Source organism: Streptomyces albipurpureus (assembly GCF_023701525.1).
Classification (GTDB): domain Bacteria; phylum Actinomycetota; class Actinomycetes; order Streptomycetales; family Streptomycetaceae; genus Streptomyces; species Streptomyces albipurpureus.
This window is the reverse complement of record NZ_JAMQAW010000036.1, coordinates 97,802-119,884: the sequence shown is the minus strand read 5'-3', so window position 1 is coordinate 119,884 and position 22,083 is coordinate 97,802. Positions and strand designations below refer to the sequence as shown.

The 22,083-nt window shown below is 68.8% G+C and carries 15 protein-coding genes, 1 tRNA gene and 1 pseudogene; 11 read left to right on the top strand and 6 right to left on the bottom strand.

Annotation, left to right across the window (positions count from 1 at the left end; translation table 11 throughout):
• Positions 1 to 306 precede the first annotated feature (306 nt).
• Complete coding sequence (locus NBG84_RS27625) at positions 307 to 504, top strand: helix-turn-helix transcriptional regulator (RefSeq protein WP_250922330.1); 198 nt, start codon at positions 307 to 309, stop codon at positions 502 to 504.
• On the top strand, positions 501 to 1,895 hold the full coding sequence (locus NBG84_RS27620) for a tyrosine-type recombinase/integrase (RefSeq protein ID WP_250922329.1): 1,395 nt from the start codon (positions 501 to 503) through the stop codon (positions 1,893 to 1,895). The genes NBG84_RS27625 and NBG84_RS27620 overlap by 4 nt, the downstream gene beginning before the upstream one ends.
• 246 nt (positions 1,896 to 2,141) lie before the next feature.
• Here NBG84_RS27620 and NBG84_RS27615 read toward each other — a convergent pair.
• Positions 2,142 to 2,217, bottom strand: a tRNA-Arg gene (locus tag NBG84_RS27615).
• Positions 2,218 to 2,526: 309 nt separating this feature from the next.
• On the opposite strand from NBG84_RS27615, the gene NBG84_RS27610 reads away from it, so the two are divergent.
• From NBG84_RS27610 to NBG84_RS27580, 7 genes and pseudogenes are all read left to right on the top strand, one after another.
• Complete coding sequence (locus NBG84_RS27610) at positions 2,527 to 4,152, top strand: dynamin family protein (protein ID WP_250922638.1); 1,626 nt, start codon at positions 2,527 to 2,529, stop codon at positions 4,150 to 4,152.
• Positions 4,153 to 4,157: 5 nt separating this feature from the next.
• A complete protein-coding gene (locus tag NBG84_RS27605) occupies positions 4,158 to 6,137 on the top strand; it encodes a YfjP family GTPase (protein ID WP_425608721.1) in 1,980 nt (659 codons plus the stop codon).
• Between the two features lie 445 nt (positions 6,138 to 6,582).
• A pseudogene (locus tag NBG84_RS27600) lies at positions 6,583 to 6,930 on the top strand (single-stranded DNA-binding protein); the annotation flags it as partial.
• Positions 6,931 to 7,993: 1,063 nt separating this feature from the next.
• Entirely contained in the window at positions 7,994 to 9,511 is a 1,518-nt protein-coding gene (locus NBG84_RS27595; protein ID WP_250922637.1) for a Cys-Gln thioester bond-forming surface protein, read from the top strand.
• 551 nt (positions 9,512 to 10,062) lie between these two features.
• Positions 10,063 to 11,727: an energy-dependent translational throttle protein EttA gene (ettA, locus tag NBG84_RS27590; RefSeq protein WP_250922327.1), complete on the top strand. Its 1,665-nt coding sequence runs from the start codon at positions 10,063 to 10,065 to the stop codon at positions 11,725 to 11,727.
• Positions 11,728 to 11,739: 12 nt separating this feature from the next.
• Positions 11,740 to 12,285, top strand: a complete 546-nt coding sequence (locus tag NBG84_RS27585; RefSeq protein ID WP_250922326.1) for an acyl-CoA thioesterase — start codon at positions 11,740 to 11,742, stop codon at positions 12,283 to 12,285.
• On the top strand, positions 12,282 to 12,959 hold the full coding sequence (locus tag NBG84_RS27580; RefSeq protein WP_250922325.1) for a DUF8010 domain-containing protein: 678 nt from the start codon (positions 12,282 to 12,284) through the stop codon (positions 12,957 to 12,959). The genes NBG84_RS27585 and NBG84_RS27580 overlap by 4 nt, the downstream gene beginning before the upstream one ends.
• 173 nt (positions 12,960 to 13,132) lie before the next feature.
• On the opposite strand, the gene NBG84_RS27575 is transcribed toward NBG84_RS27580, so the two are convergent.
• Positions 13,133 to 13,537 carry a globin gene (locus NBG84_RS27575; protein ID WP_250922324.1) on the bottom strand — a complete coding sequence of 135 codons (405 nt, stop codon included), beginning with the start codon at positions 13,535 to 13,537 and terminating at the stop codon, positions 13,133 to 13,135.
• Between the two features lie 254 nt (positions 13,538 to 13,791).
• Between NBG84_RS27575 and NBG84_RS27570 the strand changes: the two genes are divergently transcribed.
• Entirely contained in the window at positions 13,792 to 14,802 is a 1,011-nt protein-coding gene (locus tag NBG84_RS27570; protein WP_250922323.1) for a methyltransferase domain-containing protein, read from the top strand.
• Here the strand turns inward: NBG84_RS27570 and NBG84_RS27565 are convergent.
• The 4 genes from NBG84_RS27565 to NBG84_RS27550 form a co-directional block, all read right to left on the bottom strand.
• A complete protein-coding gene (locus NBG84_RS27565) occupies positions 14,799 to 16,016 on the bottom strand; it encodes an FHA domain-containing protein (protein ID WP_250922322.1) in 1,218 nt (405 codons plus the stop codon). The two genes, NBG84_RS27570 and NBG84_RS27565, sit on opposite strands and share 4 nt — an antisense overlap.
• An 89-nt stretch (positions 16,017 to 16,105) precedes the next feature.
• Positions 16,106 to 17,464, bottom strand: coding sequence for a vWA domain-containing protein (locus NBG84_RS27560; RefSeq protein ID WP_250922321.1), 1,359 nt, complete (start codon positions 17,462 to 17,464; stop codon positions 16,106 to 16,108).
• Between the two features lie 261 nt (positions 17,465 to 17,725).
• On the bottom strand, positions 17,726 to 19,246 hold the full coding sequence (locus tag NBG84_RS27555; RefSeq protein WP_425608708.1) for a PP2C family protein-serine/threonine phosphatase: 1,521 nt from the start codon (positions 19,244 to 19,246) through the stop codon (positions 17,726 to 17,728).
• Between the two features lie 153 nt (positions 19,247 to 19,399).
• Positions 19,400 to 21,787, bottom strand: a complete 2,388-nt coding sequence (locus tag NBG84_RS27550) for a serine/threonine-protein kinase (protein WP_425608720.1) — start codon at positions 21,785 to 21,787, stop codon at positions 19,400 to 19,402.
• On the opposite strand from NBG84_RS27550, the gene NBG84_RS41620 reads away from it, so the two are divergent.
• On the top strand, positions 21,765 to 22,040 hold the full coding sequence (locus NBG84_RS41620; protein WP_425608723.1) for a hypothetical protein: 276 nt from the start codon (positions 21,765 to 21,767) through the stop codon (positions 22,038 to 22,040). The genes NBG84_RS27550 and NBG84_RS41620 overlap by 23 nt on opposite strands.
• Positions 22,041 to 22,083 lie beyond the last annotated feature (43 nt).

Sequence of the window (22,083 nt, the reverse complement as noted above, 5' to 3'; positions counted from 1 at the left end):
GGCGGTGGACCTGCTGCGAACGGAATGGACAGCTGCTGCCCGGAATGTGAAGGAAGGGCACCCGTTGCTGTCCGTTCGCGAACGGCCAGCTCGCCGAGGCAGGGCATCCGGTAGCCAGATCCGCTGTGGAGTCTTCTGGTGCCGCCCTGGCGGTTGGCCGCCCACTCGGTCTGTTGCCCAGAAAGGGGCCCTCCCTATGTGCCGACCCGCGATACCTGCTGCCCATTCCCAATATTCCCCCACACATTGGTTTGTAGACCTTTCAAGGTCGCACGCTGCAACCGCCTGCTCCCTTGCGGTGTCCCCGTGACGGTTGCGACCTGCCCCGGACAGAAGCTGACCGTGGATGAAGTCTGTGGCGAGCTGCAGATTTCCCGATCCACCTTCTACGACTGGAGACAGAAGCGCCGCGGCCCGCGCTGCATACGGCTGCCCAACGGGTCAATTCGCGTGCGGCGCAGTGATCTCGAAAATTGGCTGACTGATTGCGAGGACCTTACGTGAACGGAACTGTCAGCGTCCGGGTATTCACTACAAAGGTGAACCGGCTGGCGAAAGGATTCAGCTACACCGTCCGCTGGAAGGTCGACGGCCAGGTGTTCAGCAAGACCTACAAGACATCCGCGCAGGCGAATACTCGCAGATCCCAACTGGTCGCCGCAGAGAAGAAAGGCGAACTCTTCAGCACCATCACGGGGCTCCCGGCCACGCTGGAGACCCGCGCTTCGGGGCTGCGCTGGTACGACTTCGCCGTTGCCTACGTAGACGGAAAGTGGCCCAAGATCGCTGGGAACACCCGCAAAAACCTCTCGAAGGCGATGACCACCGCCACCATCGCCCTCTTGAGGAGCCCGCTGCCAGGGCACTTCGACCCCGTTCAGGTGCGGACCGCGCTGCGTGAGTGGGCCTTCAACGCGAAACGGCGCGCCGATCAGGACATCCCCGGCGAGGTCCGGGAAATCCTGGAATGGGTCCAGCGCAACACGCTGCCTGTGGCGAACCTGGACGACGAGGACACGGCAGAGAAGTTCGTAACGGCGCTCGGCACTCTCCTGAACGGGAAGCCCGCCGCCGCCAGTTCCATCTCCCGCAACCGCCGCATCATGAACCCGGCCATGGAGCAGGCGGTCAAACGCAGACTCATACGCGCCAACCCGCTCCCCAAGGGCAGAGGTGAGAGCAAGCCGTCCTCCCAGGCGGCCCAGGCGATCGACAAGCGGTCCCTCCTCAACGCCGCCCAGTGCACCGCGCTGCTGACCTGGGTCGGGCAGAGATCGCGCATGGGCCGCTGCTATCGCGCCTTCTTCGCCACTCTCTACTACGCCGGACTCCGCCCGGAGGAAGCCGTCGGCATGCTCGTCAGCGACGCCACTCTCCCGGAAGAGGGCTGGGGCGAGCTGCTAGTCCACACCGCGCAGCCGGAGGTCGGCAGCCGGTGGACGGACACAGGCGAGGTCCACGAGGCACGAGGGCTCAAGGGGCGCGCCCAGGGGGACACCCGGCCAGTGCCCGCCTACCCGACCCTCGTGGCGGTCCTGCGCGACCTGATCGCGGACTACGACCTCAAGCCCGGCGACATTCTCTTCCAGGGGGAGGGTGGAGGGATCCTCTCAGGCTCGGTCTACCGCCGGGTCTGGACGAAAGCCCGGAAGGAAGTCCTCCCAGAACACGAGTGCGCCTCCCCGGTCGGCAAACGCGTCTACGACCTGCGCCATACCTGCCTGACGGGCTGGCTCAACAGCGGTATCCCGCCGGCGCAGGTCGCTGCCTGGGCTGGGAACAGCGTCGCCGTCCTCCACGCGACCTACGCCCGGTGTGTCACCGGGCAGCTGAAGGATTACCAGAAGCGTATCGAGGCCGCCCGGGGGGTGGAGCTGGAGCTCACTGAGGGATGAGCTTGCTGGGATCCGATGCCCGCACCGTGCCGCGTTCGCGAGCACGATGCGGGCATCCGCGCGTTCCGGGGCAGGTCAGAGGCCCCAAACCATTCCACGCATATTCCACAGATACTCGTAGAGACCCGCCTTCAGCGGGGGTCAGCCGGACTCCGAGACCATCCGGAAGGGCAATACGCCGGTTCGCCAGGAAGGGGCTCCACCCCTCCTGACCTGCAAAAAACGGCACTGCGACGAGATGTACGGTGGTGCCCCCGGCAGGACTCGAACCTGCGGCCAAGCGCTTAGAAGGCGCCTGCTCTATCCACTGAGCTACGGGGGCCGGATGGTGGCTGCGGCTACCGGAGCCCTGGGGTCCGTGACCTTGCCGGGGTCAAGGATAGGGCTCCTGTCGCCTTGACCCGGTTGCTTCACCTGCGTGGCACGTTGTGTAGGTTCGGTGAAGCGAACCGATAATCGCAGGCAGGTGCGATTCCTGCATCGCTTTTCGCGTCTCGCGTCCTGGGTGTTGTGCACTCGTTATGCCTGCGCCCCACTCATCCCAAGTGTCCCAAGTGTCCGACCGGCGCGCAGACATTCCCATACGCTTCAAAAAGCCGCCAAAATTAGGCATTCTTCCCATGTGGTGACCTTGGATGCACGGCCCCAGCTGATCGACGCCCTTACCGCCCTACGCGACCGTGTCGCTGCTGTGCGTCTCCCCCTGTCCCTTCCGGACACACCCCGTGCACGTCAATCCCGCGTCGAGCTGCTCGCCCAGCTCGACGACTACCTCGTGCCGCGCCTCAAAGACCCCGGAGCCCCGCTCCTCGCCGTCGTCGGGGGGTCCACGGGAGCCGGGAAGTCAACGCTCGTGAACTCCCTCGTCGGGCGGCGAGTCAGCCAAGCCGGGGTGCTGCGGCCCACCACCCGTATCCCCGTACTCGTCTGCCATCCCGACGACCACCACTGGTTCGCCGGAATGCGAGTGCTCCCGCATCTCACCCGCGTATGGCTGTCCCAGCAGGACGAGAACGAGGAGATCGACGAAAGCGACGAGAACGACGCCGATGGCGTCCCCGAGCCGGAAACGGAGGGGGGAGCGCTACGGGTCGAAAAGGCATCGACCCTGCCGCGCGGACTGGCCCTGCTCGACGCGCCCGACATCGATTCCCTCGTCGTCGGCAACCGGGTCCTCGCCGCCGAACTCATCTGCGCCGCCGATGTCTGGGTGATGGTGACGACCGCGTCCCGCTACGCCGACGCCGTGCCCTGGCACCTACTCCGTACCGCAAAGGAGTACGACGCGACCCTGGTCACCGTCCTCGATCGGGTGCCCCACCAGGTCGTCGGCGATGTCTCACGGCAGTACGCGGCCCTGTTGACGAAGGCCGGACTCGGCGACGTACCCCGATTCACCATCCCCGAACTTCCCGAATCGGCCGGCGGCGGCAGCGGTCTACTGCCCACCACCGCCGTGGCGCCCCTCCTTGCCTGGCTGGCCCACCGAGTCCACGACCCCGCGGCCAGACAACAGGCCATCGGCCGCACGGCAACCGGAGTCATCAACTCACTCAAGGCCCGGATGCCCGAACTAGCCGCCGCCGTCGCCGGACAGTACGCCGCAGCCGTACGCCTCATGGGCGTCGTCGAGGAGGCCTACGACAGGGAACGGGAACGGCTGAATCGTCACCTCAAGGCCGGCTCCGTACTCGCTGGCGACGCCCGCACCCGCTGGCGCGGCTTCCCGCGCGACAGCTCCGCCGGCGAACTGCTCGACGCTCTCGCCGGCAGCCTGAGCGCGCTGGTGCAATGCGCGGTCGCCGCCGCCGACGAACATGTGCAAGACGCCTGGCGGCGAGAGCCAGGAGCGGAAGCCGTCGTACTGGCAGGACGCCTGGACCTGGAGGCGGCGGAACGCATCGGAATCGCCGTCCGACGCTGGCGCCGAGAACTGGAGGAACTGGCCGACGACGAGGTACGCCGACTGGAACTCACCCCCGCGCCCGACGCCGAGACCGTCGCCGCGCTCGTCGCCACCGCGCTCCTCGGCGGCCGCCGGGCCAGCAGCGCGGGAGAACAACTCGCCGAACGCATCGGCGCCCAAGGCGCGCTACGGCTGCGCGACCAGGCCGGGGACCTGATGACGACCTGCATCGACGGCCTGCTCAACAGCGAGCGCGACCGCCGGCTCGCACCCCTCGACGCCCTCGATGTGTCCCCCGAACCACAGGCCGAGCTGATCGCCGCCCTGTCCGTACTCCAGAAGGTGAGGTGATGGCGGTGACCGCCATCACGGGCGACGAGAACCAGACCGCTGAACAGGAGTCCACTGGACACGAGCCCGCTGAACAGCAGCCCGAACCACCGCCTCCGGTCGACGCGGAAGACGGCCACTGGGACGACGGACTGATCGCCAGACGCGCCACCGACCGCATCGAGGAGAAACGCGGACCAACCGTCACCGACGACCGCACGAACGACGAGGACCTACCGATCGGCGGCAACTACGACGGCCCGCTGCGCACCCGACTGGACGCGTTGAGAGAACTCGTCGGCCTCTCCCGTACCCGGCTGGACGGCACTGCCCTCGCCGAGGCCGGACGGGTCCTCGACGAAGCCTCCGCCCGGCAGCGCCTCTCCTCCCGGCACACCGTCGTCGCCATCGCGGGCGCCACCGGAAGCGGAAAATCCACCCTCTTCAACGCGCTGGCCCAGGTGCCGCTCTCCGAGACCGGCCTGCGCAGACCCACCACCTCCGCCCCCATCGCCTGCAGTTGGTCGGAAGGCGCGGCAGGACTCCTCGACCGGCTCGCCATCCCCTCACGGCTGCGCCGCCGCCCGCTGGCCGGAGGTGCCGACGAACTCTCCGGCCTGGTCCTCGTCGATCTACCCGACCACGATTCGGCGATGGTCAGACACCGTGAGCAGGTGGATCGCGTGCTGGCGCTGGTGGACGCGGTGATCTGGGTCGTCGACCCGGAGAAGTACGCGGACGCCGCACTGCACGAGCGATATCTGCGGCCACTCGCCGGCCACGCCGAGGTCACCTTCGTCGTGCTCAACCAGATCGACCGGCTGCCCGGCGACGCGGCTGACCAGGTCCTCGACGATCTGCGCAGACTGCTCGACGACGACGGTGTGGCAGTGGGAGAACACGGCGAACCCGGCGCCACCGTGCTCTCCCTGTCGGCCCTCACCGGCGAGGGCGTCGACGAGTTGCGAGACGTGATCGGCGCGTTTGTGCAGGAGCGCACCGCCGCCGCGCATCGGCTCGCCGCCGATGTGGACGTGGCGGCGGCAAAGCTGCGCACGGCCTACGTCGCCGACGGCCGGACCGGCCTCGACGAGCGGGCCCGTGAGGACTTCGCGGCCCGGCTCGCCGAGGCGGTCGGGGCGAAGGCGGCGGGCGAGGCGGCCGAGCGCGAGTGGCGTCGACACGCTGGACGAGCGTGTGGAACGCCCTGGCTACGGCTGTGGCGCTGGTACGAGCTCAAGCGCACACCCGGTGGTGCGGTCGGGCCGATCACACCACCGCTGGAGGAGGAGCTGACCGCTCGGCAGCGCGTCGAACAGGCGGTTCGTACGGTCGCCGATGAGGCGGCGGCCGGCCTGCCGGCGCCCTGGGCCCAGGCGGTGCGGGAGGCGGCGGTACGCGGCGCGGACGGCCTGCCCGAGGCGCTGGACGAACTGGCGGTGCGCGAGGCGGCGGCAACCGGTAAACGGCCCCTGCGGCCGGCGTGGTGGCCCGCGGCGGTGCTGGCCCAGGCGGCGATGACCCTGTTGCAGATCTATGGCGGCCTCTGGCTGGTCGGCCAGATCATCGGGCTGCTCCAGCCGGGGCTGATCGTTCCCGTGCTGCTGATGGCAGCGGGGATCGTGGGTGGCCCCCTCGTCGAGTGGGCGTGCACGGCGGCGGTACGAGGACCAGCGCGGCGCTACGGGCAGGACGCGGCGCGACGGCTACGGGAGGTGGCCGCGGGATGCGGCCGGGCGAGAGTGCTCGATCCGGTCGCGGGGGAGCTGATGCGGTATCGGGAGGTACGGGAGCAGTACGCGACCGTGGCAGGGAGGACGAGTACGAACAGCGGACGCGGTGTCGGCGGTGTCGGTAGTGCCGGCACCGCCAGCGGGATTGGCGGGGTTGGCGGGATTCGTGGGGTCGGTGTTCGGGGAGCCGCTGGAGGTGCCGGCAGACACGCTGACGGTGGTCTCGGGGGTAGGGCCGGCGCGAGTGGCGGGTCCCCGGCTCGGGTCCGGTGAGGGGCCCGGTCCTCGCCGGGGGTCAGGGCCCCTGGTGAGGCCCCGGGAACCGGCCTGGGCGGATGTCTGGCGACGGACCGGGTGACGGACCGGGTGACGGGCCCCGGGCGGTATCGGGCGACGGGCCCGGGTGACGGACCGGGTGACGGGCCCCGGGCGGTATCGGGCGACGGGCCCGGGTGAAGGCCGGGGGACGGGTTCGGGTGAAGGCCGGGGAACGGGTTCGGGGGTGATGGGGTTTTCCACAACCGTCCGGTAATCCACAGCCACCAGCAGGATTCTCCGGGCCATCCCACGATGGAGTCCGGCCGGCAGGAGCAGGCCGCAGCATCATCCGGCGCTCACCCGGGGATGAGGAGATCCGGGACCAGGGGCCGTTGGGTCCCGGAGTCTCCCTCTGACTCGCGCGTGGGCGTTGGATCGACCGTAGGGGGAGGTGGTCGCCATGCACGACACCATGGTGACGGTGGTGGGCAATGTCGCCACACAGGTGGAGTACCGGGAGACGGCGACGGGCGGGATGGCTCGATTCCGGATCGCGGTCACCCCGAGGCGCTGGGATAAGCAGAGCAACGCCTGGACCAATGGGCGCACCAGTTTCTACACCGTCTTCGCCTGGCGGACTCTCGCGAACAATCTGGCCGGATCGGTTTCCGTCGGCGAACCGCTCCTGGTCCACGGGCGTCTGAGGGTGCGCGAGGAGCAGCGTGACGGGCAGCGGAGGACATTCGTCGACATCGAAGCTCTGGCAGTCGGACACGATCTGACGCGTGGCACCGCGGCCTTTCGACGCGGCGGCAGAACGACGACACCGACCACACCCGAAGGGGTGGGCGTCTTGGCGGGGGAGTTGGTCATGGCTGGCGGTGGAGGTGGGCCAGGCACGGTAGGTGCGCCGACGAGGCCGGACTCACCCGGCGATCCGGCTACTCCCGGCGCATTTGGCTCCTTGGCCGGATCGGATGGGGGAGCCACCGGGGGGCCAGGGGTGGGTGCGGGCATGGGCGCGAGCGGCATCGAGGGGGCCGCTGACCTCTGGGAAGGCGCCACAGCGACCAGGCGGGGACATCCCGGTATGGAACCCTCATGGCAGCGAGGTAACCCAGCGCCGGGACGGCCCCCACGACCGTCAGGGGAGTCCCGGCACGAGACAGCAGCGGAACAGACGCGGCTCGACGTCTCGGCTGCCACCTCTGCCCTTCTGTCGGCATCCGCTCCCGCAGCATCGGCTTCGGCGGCTGATTCGGCGGCGGAACCACCCTTCTGACCCCACTTCCCGCCCCGAGCGCCCATCCCCATGATGAGAGAACCATTCCTGGTGCTGGTGCTGGTGGTGCCGTTCGGAGTCGCTGGGGATCTCGGGTGCAGCCGAAGTCCTGGGGTGCGATCGAGCGCTTCCCGGGCTGGGGTTTCGCGAATGGGATGTTCCCATTCCCCCGACTGCCGGTGGGGGAGGCCAGTTCTGGCGGTGCCAGTCCAGACCGCGCCTCTTCCATCGCGATCGAGCAACCGCATGACGTGCAGGCATCGGTACCGGACTGACGCATGACCGGATCTGGATCGGTTCCTCGATCGACGCTGGTCCGATCGGTGTTGGTGAGCGACCGCCTGGTTTCCTTTTCCGTGTCCTGCGCGGGAGTTGTGAAGGTCCGAGGGTGAGGAATGGAGCTCCCGTATCAGTTGGCGCATGCCGGACAGACTGCGATAACGATTCCGATTCGGAATGCCTATCTGACCGTATGGCGGGGGACTGGGTGGCACCGTCTCTCTAGGATTCCCCAGTACTCACGGGGCACTTGAGTTGCTGGCGAGGCACTCCCCCCACGCGTCACAACGCGACCATGTGCCACACGCGAATGGCGCCTCGCCCGAAGGGGAATTCTGTGTTTGCCAAGTTCGCTGCGTCGGTTGCACGCAGAAGGGGCACCGTTCGTCGACTGACAACGGCTGCTGTGGTGTCGGGAGTCGTCGCATCGGGCTCCCTCATCGGTGCCGGCACGGCAGTCGCCGCCGACAGCACCCAGCACCAGGGCGGGGCGGTCGCCACGCTCAACGGGCTGACAACCTTCGATCGCGCCGTACTCAAGGTGAACGGCAAGAGCCACCCCATTCCCGCAGGTGTCTTCGAGCTCACGGTCGATGGGGGCGGCCGGTTGAAGACGTACTGCGTCGACATCCACAATCCGACCCAGGACCAGGCGAAGTACCTGGAGACGTCCTGGAGCGAGACCTCGCTCGGCACGAACCAGAACGCGGGCAAGATCCGCTGGATTCTTCAGCACTCCTACCCCCAGGTGGACGATCTCGCAGAGTTGGCCAAGGAGGCCGACACCGGTCCCCTCACCCAGAAGACGGCCGCCGCGGGCACTCAAGTGGCCATCTGGCGCTACTCGGACGCAGCGGATGTCGAGGCAGTCGACCCCGCCGCCGAGAAGCTGGCGGACTGGTTGCAGAAGAAGGCGAAGAAGGTCGCGGAGCCCAGGGCCTCGCTCAATCTGGAGCCCAATGCCGTCTCCGGTAAGGCCGGTGGCCGGGTTGGACCCGTCACGGTCCGTACCGACGCGGATCAGGTTTCCCTCGCGCCGCCGGTGGATGCAGCCCTCAGCGGAGTCAAGATCACCGACCTTGACGGACAGCCCGTCGCTTCCGCCGTCAACGGCACCGAGGTGTACTTCGACGTCCCGGCCGGCGCCCCCGACGGGACGGCGGAACTCACCGCCCAGGCGGCCACCTCCATACCGGTGGGCCGGGCCTTCGCCGCGTCCACCAAGAGCCAGACCCAGATCCTCGCCGGGTCCAGCGAGTCCACCGTTTCGGCGACCGCCAAGGCGACCTGGGCGAAGACCGGAGCGATACCCGCCCTCTCCGCACGGAAGAACTGCGCCAAGGGCGGTATCGACATCACCGCGGGCAACCAGGGCGACGCCCCGCTCACGTTCGAGCTGGCCGGCTCCACCCACACGGTTCCCGCCGGGGCGTCGAAGGTCATCACCGTCCCCGTCGCCGAGGACCGACCGTACGACTTCACCATCACCGCGCCCGGCGGCTTCCAGCAGACCTTCAAGGGCATCCTGGACTGCAAGATCACCGGTGTGCCGAGCACCGAAACGGTGACGGCGACGGAGGCTCCGGTGTCCCAGCTCGGTCCGGCATCAGCCGGCGGTGCGGCGGCTGGCCTGGAGGGTGATCTCGCTGCGACCGGAGGCTCCAACTACACCCCGATGATCGCGGGAACCGCCGTCGCCCTGGTCGTCATCGGTGGAGGTGCGATCTTCTTCCTCCGCAAGAAGAAGGCCCCGAGCGGTGGTCAGACCGAGGCCGGCCATCCCGAGCAGACCGATGGCCAGGCCGAAACCAGCGAGTCGGACAAGTAGTCGACGCGTCGACGCCCAAGCCGCCAGATCCTGCGCTGGATTCCGCGCGGGGTTTTGCCCAGGAGTCGATCGGCTGCTTTCGGTAACGATCCGCCCCTGGAATCGTCGCTTCGTGTGATTGGCCATCGGATGGTCGTCGGCCCCTTCAACACCGCGAGGGCCTGGGAAACCACAGCGGTCGCCCGAGCCCTCGCCCCGGTTCCACCACTTCCCTGGCTGACCGCGGCGGTGGAACCGCAGCCCAGGGACCCGGAACGACGGGTGGATGGGCCTCTGGCCGGATCGAACGATTGACGGCCGGGTGAGGGGCCCGCCGGAGTAATGGGTGCCGGGCCGTTCATGGGCCGTCCGCGGGCTGTCTCTGGGCCGTCAACGATGGCCAAACGGTGGTCAACGGTGGCCAAGAACGACCAATGACCACCAGGACCCTCCGTATGACGGCTGGCTGCGCTCCAGATCAGAGGCCCTGCAACTACTCGTTTTCATCCTCAGGTGGACGTACGGCAAGATGGGGTGTATCTGCCCACCCACTTCTTGCCGGACGGTTTCTCTTGGCTGAGTACATCTACACGATGCGCAAGACGCGCAAGGCGCACGGCGACAAGGTCATCCTCGATGACGTGACGCTGAGCTTCCTGCCCGGTGCGAAGATCGGTGTGGTCGGCCCAAACGGCGCCGGTAAGTCCACCGTCTTGAAGATCATGGCCGGTCTGGAGCACCCCTCCAACGGCGATGCCTTCCTGTCGCCCGGGTACACGGTCGGCATCCTGCTTCAGGAGCCGCCGCTGGACGAGTCCAAGACCGTGCTGGAGAACGTCCAGGGCGGTGTGGCGGAGATCAAGGGCAAGCTCGACCGGTTCAACGCGATCGCCGAGCAGATGGCGACCGACTACTCCGACGCGCTCCTTGACGAGATGGGCAAGCTCCAGGAGGAGCTCGACCATGCCAACGCCTGGGACCTCGACGCCCAGCTGGAGCAGGCGATGGACGCCCTGGGCTGTCCTCCCGGCGACTGGGCGGTCACCAACCTCTCCGGTGGTGAGAAGCGTCGGGTAGCACTCTGCAAGCTGCTGCTCGAAGCCCCTGACCTGCTGCTGCTGGATGAGCCCACCAACCACCTGGACGCCGAGTCGGTCCAGTGGCTGGAGGCACACCTCGCCAAGTACGCGGGCACCGTCGTCGCCATCACTCACGACCGGTACTTCCTCGACAACGTCGCCGGCTGGATCCTTGAGCTCGACCGCGGTCGGGCCATCGGCTACGAGGGCAACTACTCCACCTACCTGGAGTCCAAGCAGTCCCGTCTCAAGGTCGAGGGCCAGAAGGACGCCAAGCGCGCCAAGCGGCTCAAGGAGGAGTTGGAGTGGGTCCGCTCCAACGCCAAGGGGCGACAGGCCAAGTCCAAGGCCCGTCTCGCTCGTTACGAGGAGATGGCGGCCGAGGCCGACAAGATGCGGAAGCTGGACTTCGAGGAGATCCAGATCCCGCCGGGCCCGCGCCTCGGCAGTGTCGTGGTGGAGGTCGAGAACCTCTCGAAGGGCTTTGGCGACAAGCTCCTCATCGACGACCTCAGCTTCACCCTGCCCCGTAACGGCATCGTCGGTGTCATCGGCCCGAACGGCGCCGGCAAGACGACGCTGTTCAAGATGATCCAGGGTCTTGAGGAGCCGGACTCCGGTGTCATCAAGGTCGGCGACACCGTCAAGATCTCCTACGTCGACCAGAGCCGCGCCAACATCGACCCCAAGAAGTCGCTGTGGGCCGTGGTCTCGGACGAGCTCGACTACATCAACGTCGGCCAGGTCGAGATGCCGTCCCGCGCCTATGTCTCCGCCTTCGGATTCAAGGGCCCGGACCAGCAGAAGGCCGCGGGCATCCTCTCCGGCGGTGAGCGCAATCGGCTGAACCTCGCACTCACCCTCAAGCAGGGCGGCAACCTCCTGCTCCTCGACGAGCCCACCAACGACCTGGACGTCGAGACGCTCTCCTCGCTGGAGAACGCGCTGCTGGAGTTCCCCGGCGCGGCCGTGGTCGTCTCCCACGACCGGTGGTTCCTGGACAGGGTCGCGACGCACATCCTCGCGTACGAGGGTGACTCCAAGTGGTTCTGGTTCGAGGGCAACTTCGACTCGTACGAGAAGAACAAGATCGAGCGCCTCGGTGCGGATGCGGCCCGTCCGCACCGTGCCACGTACAAGAAGCTCACCCGAGGCTGAGGCGAAGAACCTATGGCTCGACACATCTACAGCTGCCCCCTTCGTTGGTCGGACATGGACGCCTTCGGGCATGTCAACAACGTCGTCTTCCTGCGGTACTTGGAAGAGGCGCGCATTGACTTCATGTTCCGGCTGGCTCCGGGCGACGGCTCCCCGTCGTTCTCCGGGGGGTCCGTGGTGGCGCGGCATGAGATCGACTACATACGGCCGCTCGTGCACCGGCATGAGCCGGTGATCGTCGAGTCATGGGTGACCAGGATCGGCGCGGCGTCGCTGACCATCGCGTACGAGATCAAGGACGAGGTCTCGACCGCCGAGGGCCCCGGTGGTGCCGTGGACGCTCCGCAGGTCTATGTGCGAGCGTCGACCGTGGTCGTCCCGTATGACCTGGAGGCGGCCCGTCCGCGCCGGATCAGCCCGGAGGAGAAATCGTTCCTCCAGCAGTACCTGCCCGAAACGGGCGCTGAAGCCGGAGCGCAAGCGGCGACGGAACCGGAGACACAGCCCGTGCCGGCGTCCGACAGCAGGGCGGCTGATGAGGGCGCTCTCGTCGCATGAGCCTGCCCGCACATGGTCTGTACCTCGCTGATGCGAGGGAGGCGGAGGATCTCACCGCCTTCCTCGCTCGGCTGATCCACTACGACCGCGCCGCCGCCGTCAGGCTCCAGGCCGGCGGTTCCGACGGTCCCCAACCCCATCTCGCCGTCTTTGGCCGCCCGCCCTCGTTCGAGGTGCTGGCGATTCGCACGGCACGGCTGGCAGCCCCTGCCCAGCTGGACATCACCGTCTCCGCCGGCGAGCTGCTTGAAGGCATTGCCGGCGCCGGGTTCACCGTGCCCGACGCGGTCACCGGACCTCCGTGGGCCGGGGTGCTGCCGCCCCGCGGCGGCTGGCACAAGATCCCCGGGCTGCCCACGGTGGAAGCGATGCGCGAGGCGGTGGCGGCGGCCGTCGCCGAGTTCCGCTACCGCGACGAGGCTCTGCCCGACGAACAGCGCATCCGCACGGAACGCGACCGGATCGGACGCGAGATCTGGTCCCGTACGGTCGGTGCCGCACCCCTGCCGCTGCGGGCTGTCCACGCAGCCCAGTCGTTGGGGTTCCTCCCTCCGGGAGTCGCGGTGGCGCTGCTCGGCGCGGGTTCCTGGCTCAGGCTCCGTACCCCCTTCGGCTCCATCGCCGTACGGATGAGGGGCCTCGGGGGGCTGGACGTCACCCCTGCCAGGGGCTGAGGCCCAGGGGCCGGACGTCACCCCCACCGGGGACTGAGGCCCCTCCACACCCACTGGCCCCATGGGCGAGGGCCCCGTGAGTGGTGCCATCGCTGGGGACCAGCTGCCCGCCCCGGGCATGCCATGGAGCGGATCAGCTGACGACCGAGGGGAATTGGGCCGGGGCCGATTCCCTAGCCGGGGGTGTTCACCATGGACGCCGCCGCGTAGGTGAGGTACTTCCAGAGCTGTTCCTCGTGCTCCGGGGCGAGGCCCAGCTCATCCAGGGCGTCCCGCATATGCCTCAGCCAGGCGTCATGGGCCGCCTGGTCAACCTTGAACGGTACGTGGCGCATGCGCAGCCGCGGATGGCCGCGGTTCTCGCTGTAGGTGCGGGGGCCACCCCAGTACTGCATCAAGAAGAGCGCGAACCGGTCCTCTGCCGGACCGAGATCCTCCTCGGGGTACATCTCCCGCAGCAGAGGGTCCTCGGCGACGCCCTGGTAGAAGCGGTGTACGAGGCGCCGGAACGTCTCTTCGCCGCCGACCTGCTCATAGAAGGTCTGCTCCTGAAGCGTGCCGCGCGGGATCTCGTTCACGTGGATAAGCCTCGCAATGTGTCTGTAGACCGGCCCCGGGGGTTGACTGCCGGGGGGTCCGGGGCGGTTCCCCGGGAAAAGCCGCACACGTCCATCGTCTCAGACGGACCGGCGGAGGACCTGGGCCCTAGGACCCCCGTCCCAGGCCCTGGAAGGCCCCTCTTCCCCTACTCGCCGGTACCCATCCGCGGGTCTCGCCGGTACCCATCCGCGGGCGGCTCGCACAGCCGTCCGCGGCGGTGGAGAGTGGAGGCATGGGGACGGGATGGGAACGCTACGGTCAGCCTGCCGCCGAGGCCCAGGCGGCTCTGGTGCGGCTGATCGCGGCCGAGGGCGGTCTGACGGACCCCGCCTGGAGGCTCGCCTTCGAAGAGGTGCCGCGGCACCTCTTCGTGCCCTATTACTTCGTGAATCGCGTGGGCACCTATGAACGGCTCTGGTGCGAGGACCCCGACCCGATCCGGCGGGAGCGCTGGCTCAGGGGCGCCTACTACGACGGTCCCCTGGCGACCCGCGTGCGCGACGGCGAGCTGATCTCTTCGAGCAGCCAGCCGTCCCTGATGGCCGGGATGCTCCAGGCCCTGGAGGTCCGGGACGGCGACTCCGTGCTGGAGATCGGCGCGGGCACCGGCTACAACGCCGCCCTGCTGAGCCATCGTCTGGGCGATTCCAAGGTGACCAGCATCGATATGGACGAGGAGATCACCGAGTCGGCTCGCACCCACCTCGCTGCCGCCGGCTACCGTCCGACCGTGGTCACCGGTGACGGGGCGCGCGGTTGTGCCGAGCGGGCGCCCTTCGACCGGATCATCGTGACCTGCACCCTGCCGTTCATCCCGTACGACTGGCTTGCGCAGTGCAGCCCGGGTGCGCGCATTCTCGCCCCGCTCTCCACCGGGCTGATCGCCCTGCGGGTGGAGGATGACGGCGACGGCCGGAGTGCGGAGGGGCGCTTTCTGGGGACCTCCGCGTACTTTGTCGCACTCCGGGGCTCAGGTGCGGTGCCTGAGAGGCGGGTGAGCGGACTGCCTCACCGACTGGCCGAGAATGATCTATTCCGCTTCTTGCTCACGCTGACCGCGGGCAGTCTTGAACCGCGTGAGGCGCTCTCGCTCTGGGAGCGTGAGCGCCGCCCGTCGCGCGATCGGTTCGGCGTCACGGTCAGACATGGCCATCAGTGGGCCTGGCTTGATGATCCGCAGGGGCCCTACTCCTGGCCCCTCGGGCGTACGGCAGAGGGCCCCGCCACGGCTCCGCGAAACTAGCCGCGCCGGATGGTGATCGTCGTCCAGGCGCCGACATGGACCCGGTCACCGTCGTTCAGAGCCACCGGCACATACGGTTGGATCGGCTCTTCCCCGCCGTTGATCGTGGTGCCGTTGGTGGAGTTCTGGTCGACGACCGCCCAGGAACCGTCCTGCTGCTGCACCAGCACGGCGTGCTTGTGCGAGACCCCCGGGTCCTCCGGCGGTACGGACAGGTCAATGTTCGGGGCCTCGCCCGTGGACTGGCGGCGACGGCCGATGGTGATCTGGCCACCGATGAGCGGAAGGTGCTGCTCCGGCGAGTACGCGGGCAGATTGAGGCCGGTCGCATCCGGACCGCTGCGCTGCATCATCGCCAGGAAGTAGTCCCGATCGGGTGCGACGACAGCCGTCCAGCTTCCCTGGGTCCGGTAGGGCGGCTGGGACTGATGCTGACCGGGCGCACCTCCCGGGCCATGGCCGCCGGACTGCATCTGCCGACCCTGCTCGCTGTACTGCGGTGGTGCGCTCCCCTGCCCGGACTGCTGCTGGAAGAGGGAGAGCCCTGCCTGCATCCCCGAGCCTTGGGGCTGGGCGGGACCCAGTGACGGAGAGGAGTGCGGCTGCGAGGGCGGGGACAGCATCCAGTCGTCCGCGCCGCCCGTCTGCTGTGCCTGCGAGGGTATCGGCGGTTCGGGCTGCTGTTGGTAGGGCTGCTGTCCCTGGTGTCCGTGGCTCTGGGGGAATCCCGGGGGCTGGGAGTATCCCGGATGACGCTGCTGCCCCGAAGGATCGCCGAGGGGCTCCGCGGGTCGATTCAGCTGCGAGGGGCGCGAACCCTGGTAGTCAAAGGGATCGTGCTGCTGCCCATGATGACCCCCCTGGGGGCCTTGGTGCGCCGGTGATCCAGGAGGAGGTTGGCTGGTGAACCCCGAAGGGAGGTTCAGCCCGGACTGGGGTTGCGGCGCCGGGGCGAGCGGGGTGTAGGAGGTCGCTGTGTGCGTCAGGAAGTTGTACCGGCACTCCTCGCAGTACGAGGACACGCCCTCGCGCGGGGTACGGCACTGCGGACATAGCTCAGCCACGGCGGTGGCGTTCGGGTCGTTCTGGCCCGGGTATCCGTACGAGGGCGGCGAACCCCCTCCTGGAGGAGCGCTGGGGCCGGCCATGCGGTGGCCGCAGACCTCGCACCAGTCTTCAGAACCCGACTGGTGTCCGTTCGGGCAGGTCGGCATGTCGGCGCTTCCCCCTCTCCTTGTCCGGCCCGAGGGCCGTCCCACTTCGTGTTGTCGCTTGTAGGTGCCTTGGACGCCGAGCGCACCGACTACTTCTTCACGCGCACCGTTTTCGTGGAGCGCGTTTCGAGGGTCATCTCATCGGCATCCGCGACCTTGGCCTTCAGTCGCACAGTACCCGTCGCGACATCGACCACGTCCACCACCTTCGAAAGGAGTTTCGCAGTGTCCTCATTGCCCGAGGCCGCCGCGAGCTGTACGGCGCGACCCAATTTCGCCGTAGCGTCATCGAAATCGCCTGACTTGCGAGCATCGAGACCTTGTTGGATGACTTGTGCTAGTTCGGCCTGGCCGGTGTAGTGCGCGACCTGCGGGTTGATCGATGTCGAAGCCGCCATGTCGTCCGTCCACACCGCCCGGACCAATCCCTGGGACAGCACCTGCGGTGTACCGCCGTCCACCGCCGGAATGATCAACGAGGCGCGGGCGGCCAGCATCTCCTGGCCGATGCTCGCGTGGGGCACTTCCACGCACACGTGATAGTCGCGGGACTCATCGCCCCAGGAGCCGGTCGGATAGTCCCCGGCCCGCGGATTGGCTTCCGTGCGTCGTCCGGTCAGCTCCTCGACCGTGGGGGCTACCTGCTTGATGAACTTGATCTCCACACCGACCGGCGTCCAGAGCCTGAGCGCCACATCGGCGATCTCCTTGCCCATCGCCTTTTCCATCATGCCCGTGAAGTCATCGGCGAGATGGGCTGGGTCGGCGACGATATCGGCGGTGCCGAGCAGGGCCGATGCGATACCGGTGACTTCCTTGACTTCCCAGTCGGTGCCGACTCCACGCGCGTCACAGGTGAAGCGGCCGGCCGCGTCGCTGAGCGCGGAGCCCAGTTCCTCCGGGGTCTCATGCTCGTTGCGTCCGTCGGTCAGCAGGATGCCGTGCCGGATGCCGCTGTGCGCGGTGGCGAGAAGTCTGTCCGAAAGCCGCAGCCAGGTGCCGATGGCGGTCCCGCCTCCCGCCGTGAGCCGACGGAGCGCCTGCCTTGCCTCAGCACGGGTGTGCGCATCCGCGCTCGCCAGCCGTCCACCGCCCGGATAGACCTCGGCGGCCTGGTGGGTGCCCGCGACCACGGCGAACTCCACGCCGTCGCGCAGGGTGTCGATCGCGGCGGACGTCGCGTCACGGGCGTTACGCATCTTGGTGGGCGGGTAGTCCATCGACCCCGAGCAGTCGACCATGATGACGACGGCCCCGCCCGATGCCGGACCCGGTATCGCCCCGGGCGCCGCTGAGGCGCCGGTGAGCTGTCTGGCTCCGGTCGTGCCGCCGCCGGTGGAGGTGACCGTCACGATCGCGTTCACCTCGCGCCCGCCCTCAGGCAGGAATTCGTTCTGATACACCTCGACGGAGAACTGCGGAACCTGGGACTTGGAGAAAACGGCCATCTGATGGGCTCCTTGAGCACTCCACTCGGGAGATTCGGTCAGTGGTGCGGTCCTCGCCGGCCGCGAGGACCGGTGGTGATGCTCCCGTTCGGGGGCTGGGCTGAGGTCGGCTGGCTCGGGGTAGGCGGTTCTGGTCGGTGCGGTGAGACCGGAGCGTTCTCATGGCGACCCGGATGACCTCTGGCGCGTCTGCTGCGGTTGAGCGGGTACCGCCGGTTAACGGTTCAATAGCGGTATCGCAGTGGAGCGGTGGACGGGGCGTCATACCGGGCCCGAGGTGGTCCAGGGCGATCCTGCCCCTTGCCGTTCGACCGCGAACGGGAGGATCGCCACTGTTACGTTGTCGTGGCCCCCGCCGTCGAGGGCATGTCCGACCAGCACTTGGGCGCTGTGCAGGGGTCGCTCGGCGGCGTCCGCGGGGATCACCCTGGCCATTTCCTCCGCGGCCTCGGCGTAGTTCCACAGGCCATCCGTGCAGACCACCACGGCGCCAGGGCGATCTGGCTTGAAAGCGGCTGTGTGCGGGTCGAGTTCATAGGCATCGGCACCCAGCCAACCGGTGATGGCGTGGGCGCGCTGGTCCGCGTAGGCCTCGTCCTCACCCATCAGTCCCGCAGCGACCATCTGGGCGGCCCAGGAGTCGTCCTCGGTGAGCCGGGCCGCCGGAGTGCTGCGGTCGTCCGGTACCCAGTACGCCCTGCTGTCGCCCACCCAGCCGATGATCAGAAGACCACCGGCGGAGATGGCACCGACGATCGTGCAGGCGGGGGCGTTCAACTGGTGCTGCGGGGCGGGCTCCAACGGGTCGACCGGAGGGCCCTGTCCGGCCAGGGAGTTGACGGCGGCGGCTGCGGCGACGATCGCCTCATGCATGGCCTGCTGCGGGTGGGTGCCCCTGGGCAGGCTGGTCAGCAGGAGCTCATTGGCGGTACTGGCCGCCGCCATGGACGCCTCATCGGGACGGACGGCCGATGAGACACCGTCGCAGACGATCGCGATGACCGCGGGCGAGCCGTCCGGGAGGGCGGTGGTGGAGATGGCGAAGGCGTCCTCATTGCGGTGGTGGCGCAGCCCGCGGTCGCTGACCGCCGCGACCGAACTCAACTCCAACTCCATGTGATCGCGTTCGCGCGGCTGTGCGTGGCCGCAGTTCTCGCAGTAGCCGTCGGTGTCTACCCGGCCAGCACGGCACGCCACGCACACCTTGGTGCTCGGCGGCGCGGGCGGGGCGACGGTGCGGGGGTCGGCAGCGCTCGGGGGAGCCCCCGGGGCCGGTAGCCCGAAGTCACCGCCTTCGTGTCCCGGGGCCACCCCGGAGGGGCCTGGCGAAGTGTCGTAGTGCGCCGGGCGGGACGGGGGGCCTTGGGGGGTGGGGACACCGGTTGCGCCACCGCCGCTGGGGAAGCCACCGACGGCGGGCCCTGATGAACCACCCGAGGCCCCTGAAGGAGCGCCGGTGCTGTCGCCGAAGGGGGGGTGGCCTGCTGGGTTGGTGACGCCATGGGGCCCCTGGCCGGCCCCCGCGGCCGGGGCGCCTGACGCGCCGCCGAAGGGATTGGCCGCGTTCTCGTATCCAGTGGCTGTTTCAGGGCGGACCGCTCCCGCGGCGCCTGCCTGGGGATCTCCCGTGATGCCTTGCGGCTGTGCGCCGGAGAGCGGCAACTGAGCCCCACGGGAGTCCAGGCCCGGCAGTTCACCGGGATGCTGCACTCGTGGCGGAACGCCCGAGCTGTCCACACCGCTGGCGGATGGCCAGGCGCCGGGCGTGACCGGTACACCCATGGCGAGTGTGGGGCGGTCGCGCCCCGCTGGCGCCGGCCCGGCGGACAGCTCAAGTCCGCACGCTCCGCAGAAGCGGTCCCCTTCTTCCAGCGGTTCCGTGCAGCCGGGGCACGACGGCCCTGCGGCCGACTGATGCATCTGCGACGACATCGATCACACCCACGTCCGGGGGCGGAAGCGGTTGGCACGCTCCACCAGGTCCATCCGCTCCTCGCCCCGCTGGGCGAGCCGGGCGAGCACCCGGAACGAGCGTTCCAGCCCGAAGCGCAGTCCGCGCTCATCCAGTGCACTGCCGAGCAACTCGGTCGGCGCGGGCCGCGCGGCGGGCGCGCTGCCGGGCCTTGGTGTGCTCGACGGGTCCGGTACGGGCTGCGATGCTCCGGGACTACCGGAGAGTACCCAGTCCAGCGCCGTACCGAGTACCTCTGTGGACAACTGCTCGCGCCGTACGGCGTCCAAGCCGAACTCCTTCAGGGCGTCCACCTGCGCGGCGGCGGCGGCCAGGTCGGCAAGGAGCGGGTCCTGTGCGGCTCGCCGTCGCAGCCGTGCCCGTACCGCGGCCACCCGGGCCGCCGTGTAGTGGATGGACACCTCCGGCACCGACTCCAAGGTGCGCACGGCCCCGGCTCGGTCGCCCGCCGCGAGTTGCACCCGGGCCAGCCCGAAGGCGGCGCTGACATAGCTGGGATCGGTCGTCCACACCAGACGGTAGTACTCCGCGGCATTGTCCAGTTGACCCAGCACCTCGGCGCACACACCGAGGGCGAGCTTGGGCGCGGGCTCTCCTGGGAACGCGTCGTAGATCGCGTCGAAGGAGAGCGCGGCCGCCGCTCTGTCCCCGGTCACCAAAGAGGTCAGACCGCGATACCAGACCACCCGCCAATCGTCGGCGTGTTCGGTCTCCAGGGTCTGCAGCGCTGTCGTGGCGGAGCCGAGGTCGCCCATCTCCAGTTGGGCGCGCAGTTCGCGCAGCCGGGTCTCGGGGGATGCCCCCGGGGCGGCGCGCAGCGCGGCGATCAGCTCGGCGGGTGCCGAGGTCATCAGGCCCGCCAGGAATCCGGCGTTGGGGTCCCCGGGGTCCACCCGCGGGACGGGCAGGGCGAGGGACACCGCCCGGGTGTCGAGCTGGACCAGATGCGGTGCCAGGCGTGCTCCGGCCGCCGTCTTGGCCGAACTGCCCAGGACGGCTCCCACCGGTCCGCCGGAAGCACTCAGAGCGCCAGCGCCGGCCGGCGAGCCGCCCGGTGCTGCTCCGCTTCCGGCCGTACTCCCCCCGGGGACCCCAAGGCTCAGCTGCGGCGCAATGGCGGCCAGGCCAGCGGCCTTGGCGCCCCGCCCCGGAGCCCGTGCGCCGAGGGTGGACACATCCGCGTCCAGCTCGGCGAACAACTCCGCATCGGTCACCCGTACTTCGGTGCCGAAGAGGGTGGACAGCGATGGGCGGGGGCGGCCGGTCTGGATCGCGACGACCTCCCTGAGGACTCCGGTCAGCTGCTCCGCCATCTCCTGGGCAGAGGAGAACCTCCGGGCCGGGTCCGGGTCCGTGGCCCGTACCAGTAGCCGGTAGAACGACTCGTAGGTTCGGAAGACCTGGATGTTCTCCGGGTCCGGCAGGGAGTCCACGAACACGTTCGTATAGCCCTGGAAGTCAAAGGACAGTACGGCCAGTGTCCGGGCGACGGTGTAGAGATCGGATGCGACGGACGGACCGACGTCCGCGACCTCCGGGGCCTGGTACCCGACCGTCCCGTAGATCGCGGACTCGTCATCGTCCATTCGCCGGACCGCGCCCATGTCGATCAGCTTGAGCTGGTCCTGCTGCTGAATGGCGTTGTCGACCTTGAAGTCGCAGTACAGCAGGTTTCTGCTGTGGAGGTGGCCAAGGGCCTCCAGCGCCTCGATCCCATAGGCACAGGCCTGCTCCACCGGCAGTGGGTCCCGCTTACCGGCGGCGTCCCGCCGGTCGTTCGCCAGTTCCTTGAGCGACTTGCCGCCGACGTACTCCATGACGATGTAGCCGTCGAGCGAGCCGGTCCGCTGGTCGAGGTGTTCGACGAAGTTGTAGATGCGGACGATGTTGGAGTGCTCGATCTCGGCGAGGAAGCGACGCTCGGAGATGGCCGCGGCCATGGCGTCCTGGTCGCCGGTGTCCAGTAGGCCCTTGAGCACCACCCATCGGTCGGAGACCGCACGGTCCACCGCCAGATAGACCCATCCCAGCCCGCCGTGGGCCAGGCATCCCACCACCTCGTACTGTCCGCGCACGATGTCACCGGGCGCGAGCTTCGGCACAAAGGAGTAGGGATGGCCGCAGGAGGTGCAGAAGCCCTCGGTACGGCCGGGGATACCACCGCGCGAACGGCCCACGGGCGCACCGCACTCGGAACGGGAGCAGAACCGCTTGCGCTCGGGGACCTCGGGCTCGCTCATCACCGCGGAGCGTGGATCGGGGCGTGGCACCTCAGGCACCACCACCAGCCCGGCGCCCAGTCGGTTGCGGCCGGACGCACCGCTGGAGGTGCCTGAGCTACGCACCGAGATCGACTGCGATGTGGTACTGGCCCCGGTCAGCGACCGCGACAGCCGCCCTGAGACGGATCGGCGCGATGTCGAGGAACGTGACGAAGCCCGGGAGGATCGGGAGCTGTTGCGTACGGATGAGCTGCTGCGACCGCTGCCGTCCGGGCCCTCACCGGCCGAGGCGCCGGCTCCGGTGCCGGAACGACTCGCGGCGACCACCGGCGCAAGGCCGCAGGTGTCGCAGTACAGCTCGCCGCCGCCCATGTCTTCGTAGCTGCCCTCACAGCCGGGGCGCTGGCAGTTCGTCCCCTCGTTCA

What these genes read in the sequence shown, in the direction of transcription:
- NBG84_RS27595 (WP_250922637.1), top strand. Translation starts at nt 7,994, where the DNA reads ATGGCGCCTCGCCCGAAGGGGAATTCTGTGTTTGCCAAGTTCGCTGCG.
- NBG84_RS27585 (WP_250922326.1), top strand. Translation starts at nt 11,740, where the DNA reads ATGGCTCGACACATCTACAGCTGCCCCCTTCGTTGGTCGGACATGGAC.
- NBG84_RS27580 (WP_250922325.1), top strand. Translation starts at nt 12,282, where the DNA reads ATGAGCCTGCCCGCACATGGTCTGTACCTCGCTGATGCGAGGGAGGCG.
- NBG84_RS27570 (WP_250922323.1), top strand. Translation starts at nt 13,792, where the DNA reads ATGGGGACGGGATGGGAACGCTACGGTCAGCCTGCCGCCGAGGCCCAG.
- NBG84_RS27565 (WP_250922322.1), bottom strand. Translation starts at nt 16,016, where the DNA reads ATGCCGACCTGCCCGAACGGACACCAGTCGGGTTCTGAAGACTGGTGC.
- NBG84_RS27560 (WP_250922321.1), bottom strand. Translation starts at nt 17,464, where the DNA reads ATGGCCGTTTTCTCCAAGTCCCAGGTTCCGCAGTTCTCCGTCGAGGTG.
- NBG84_RS27555 (WP_425608708.1), bottom strand. Translation starts at nt 19,246, where the DNA reads ATGGGTGTACCGGTCACGCCCGGCGCCTGGCCATCCGCCAGCGGTGTG.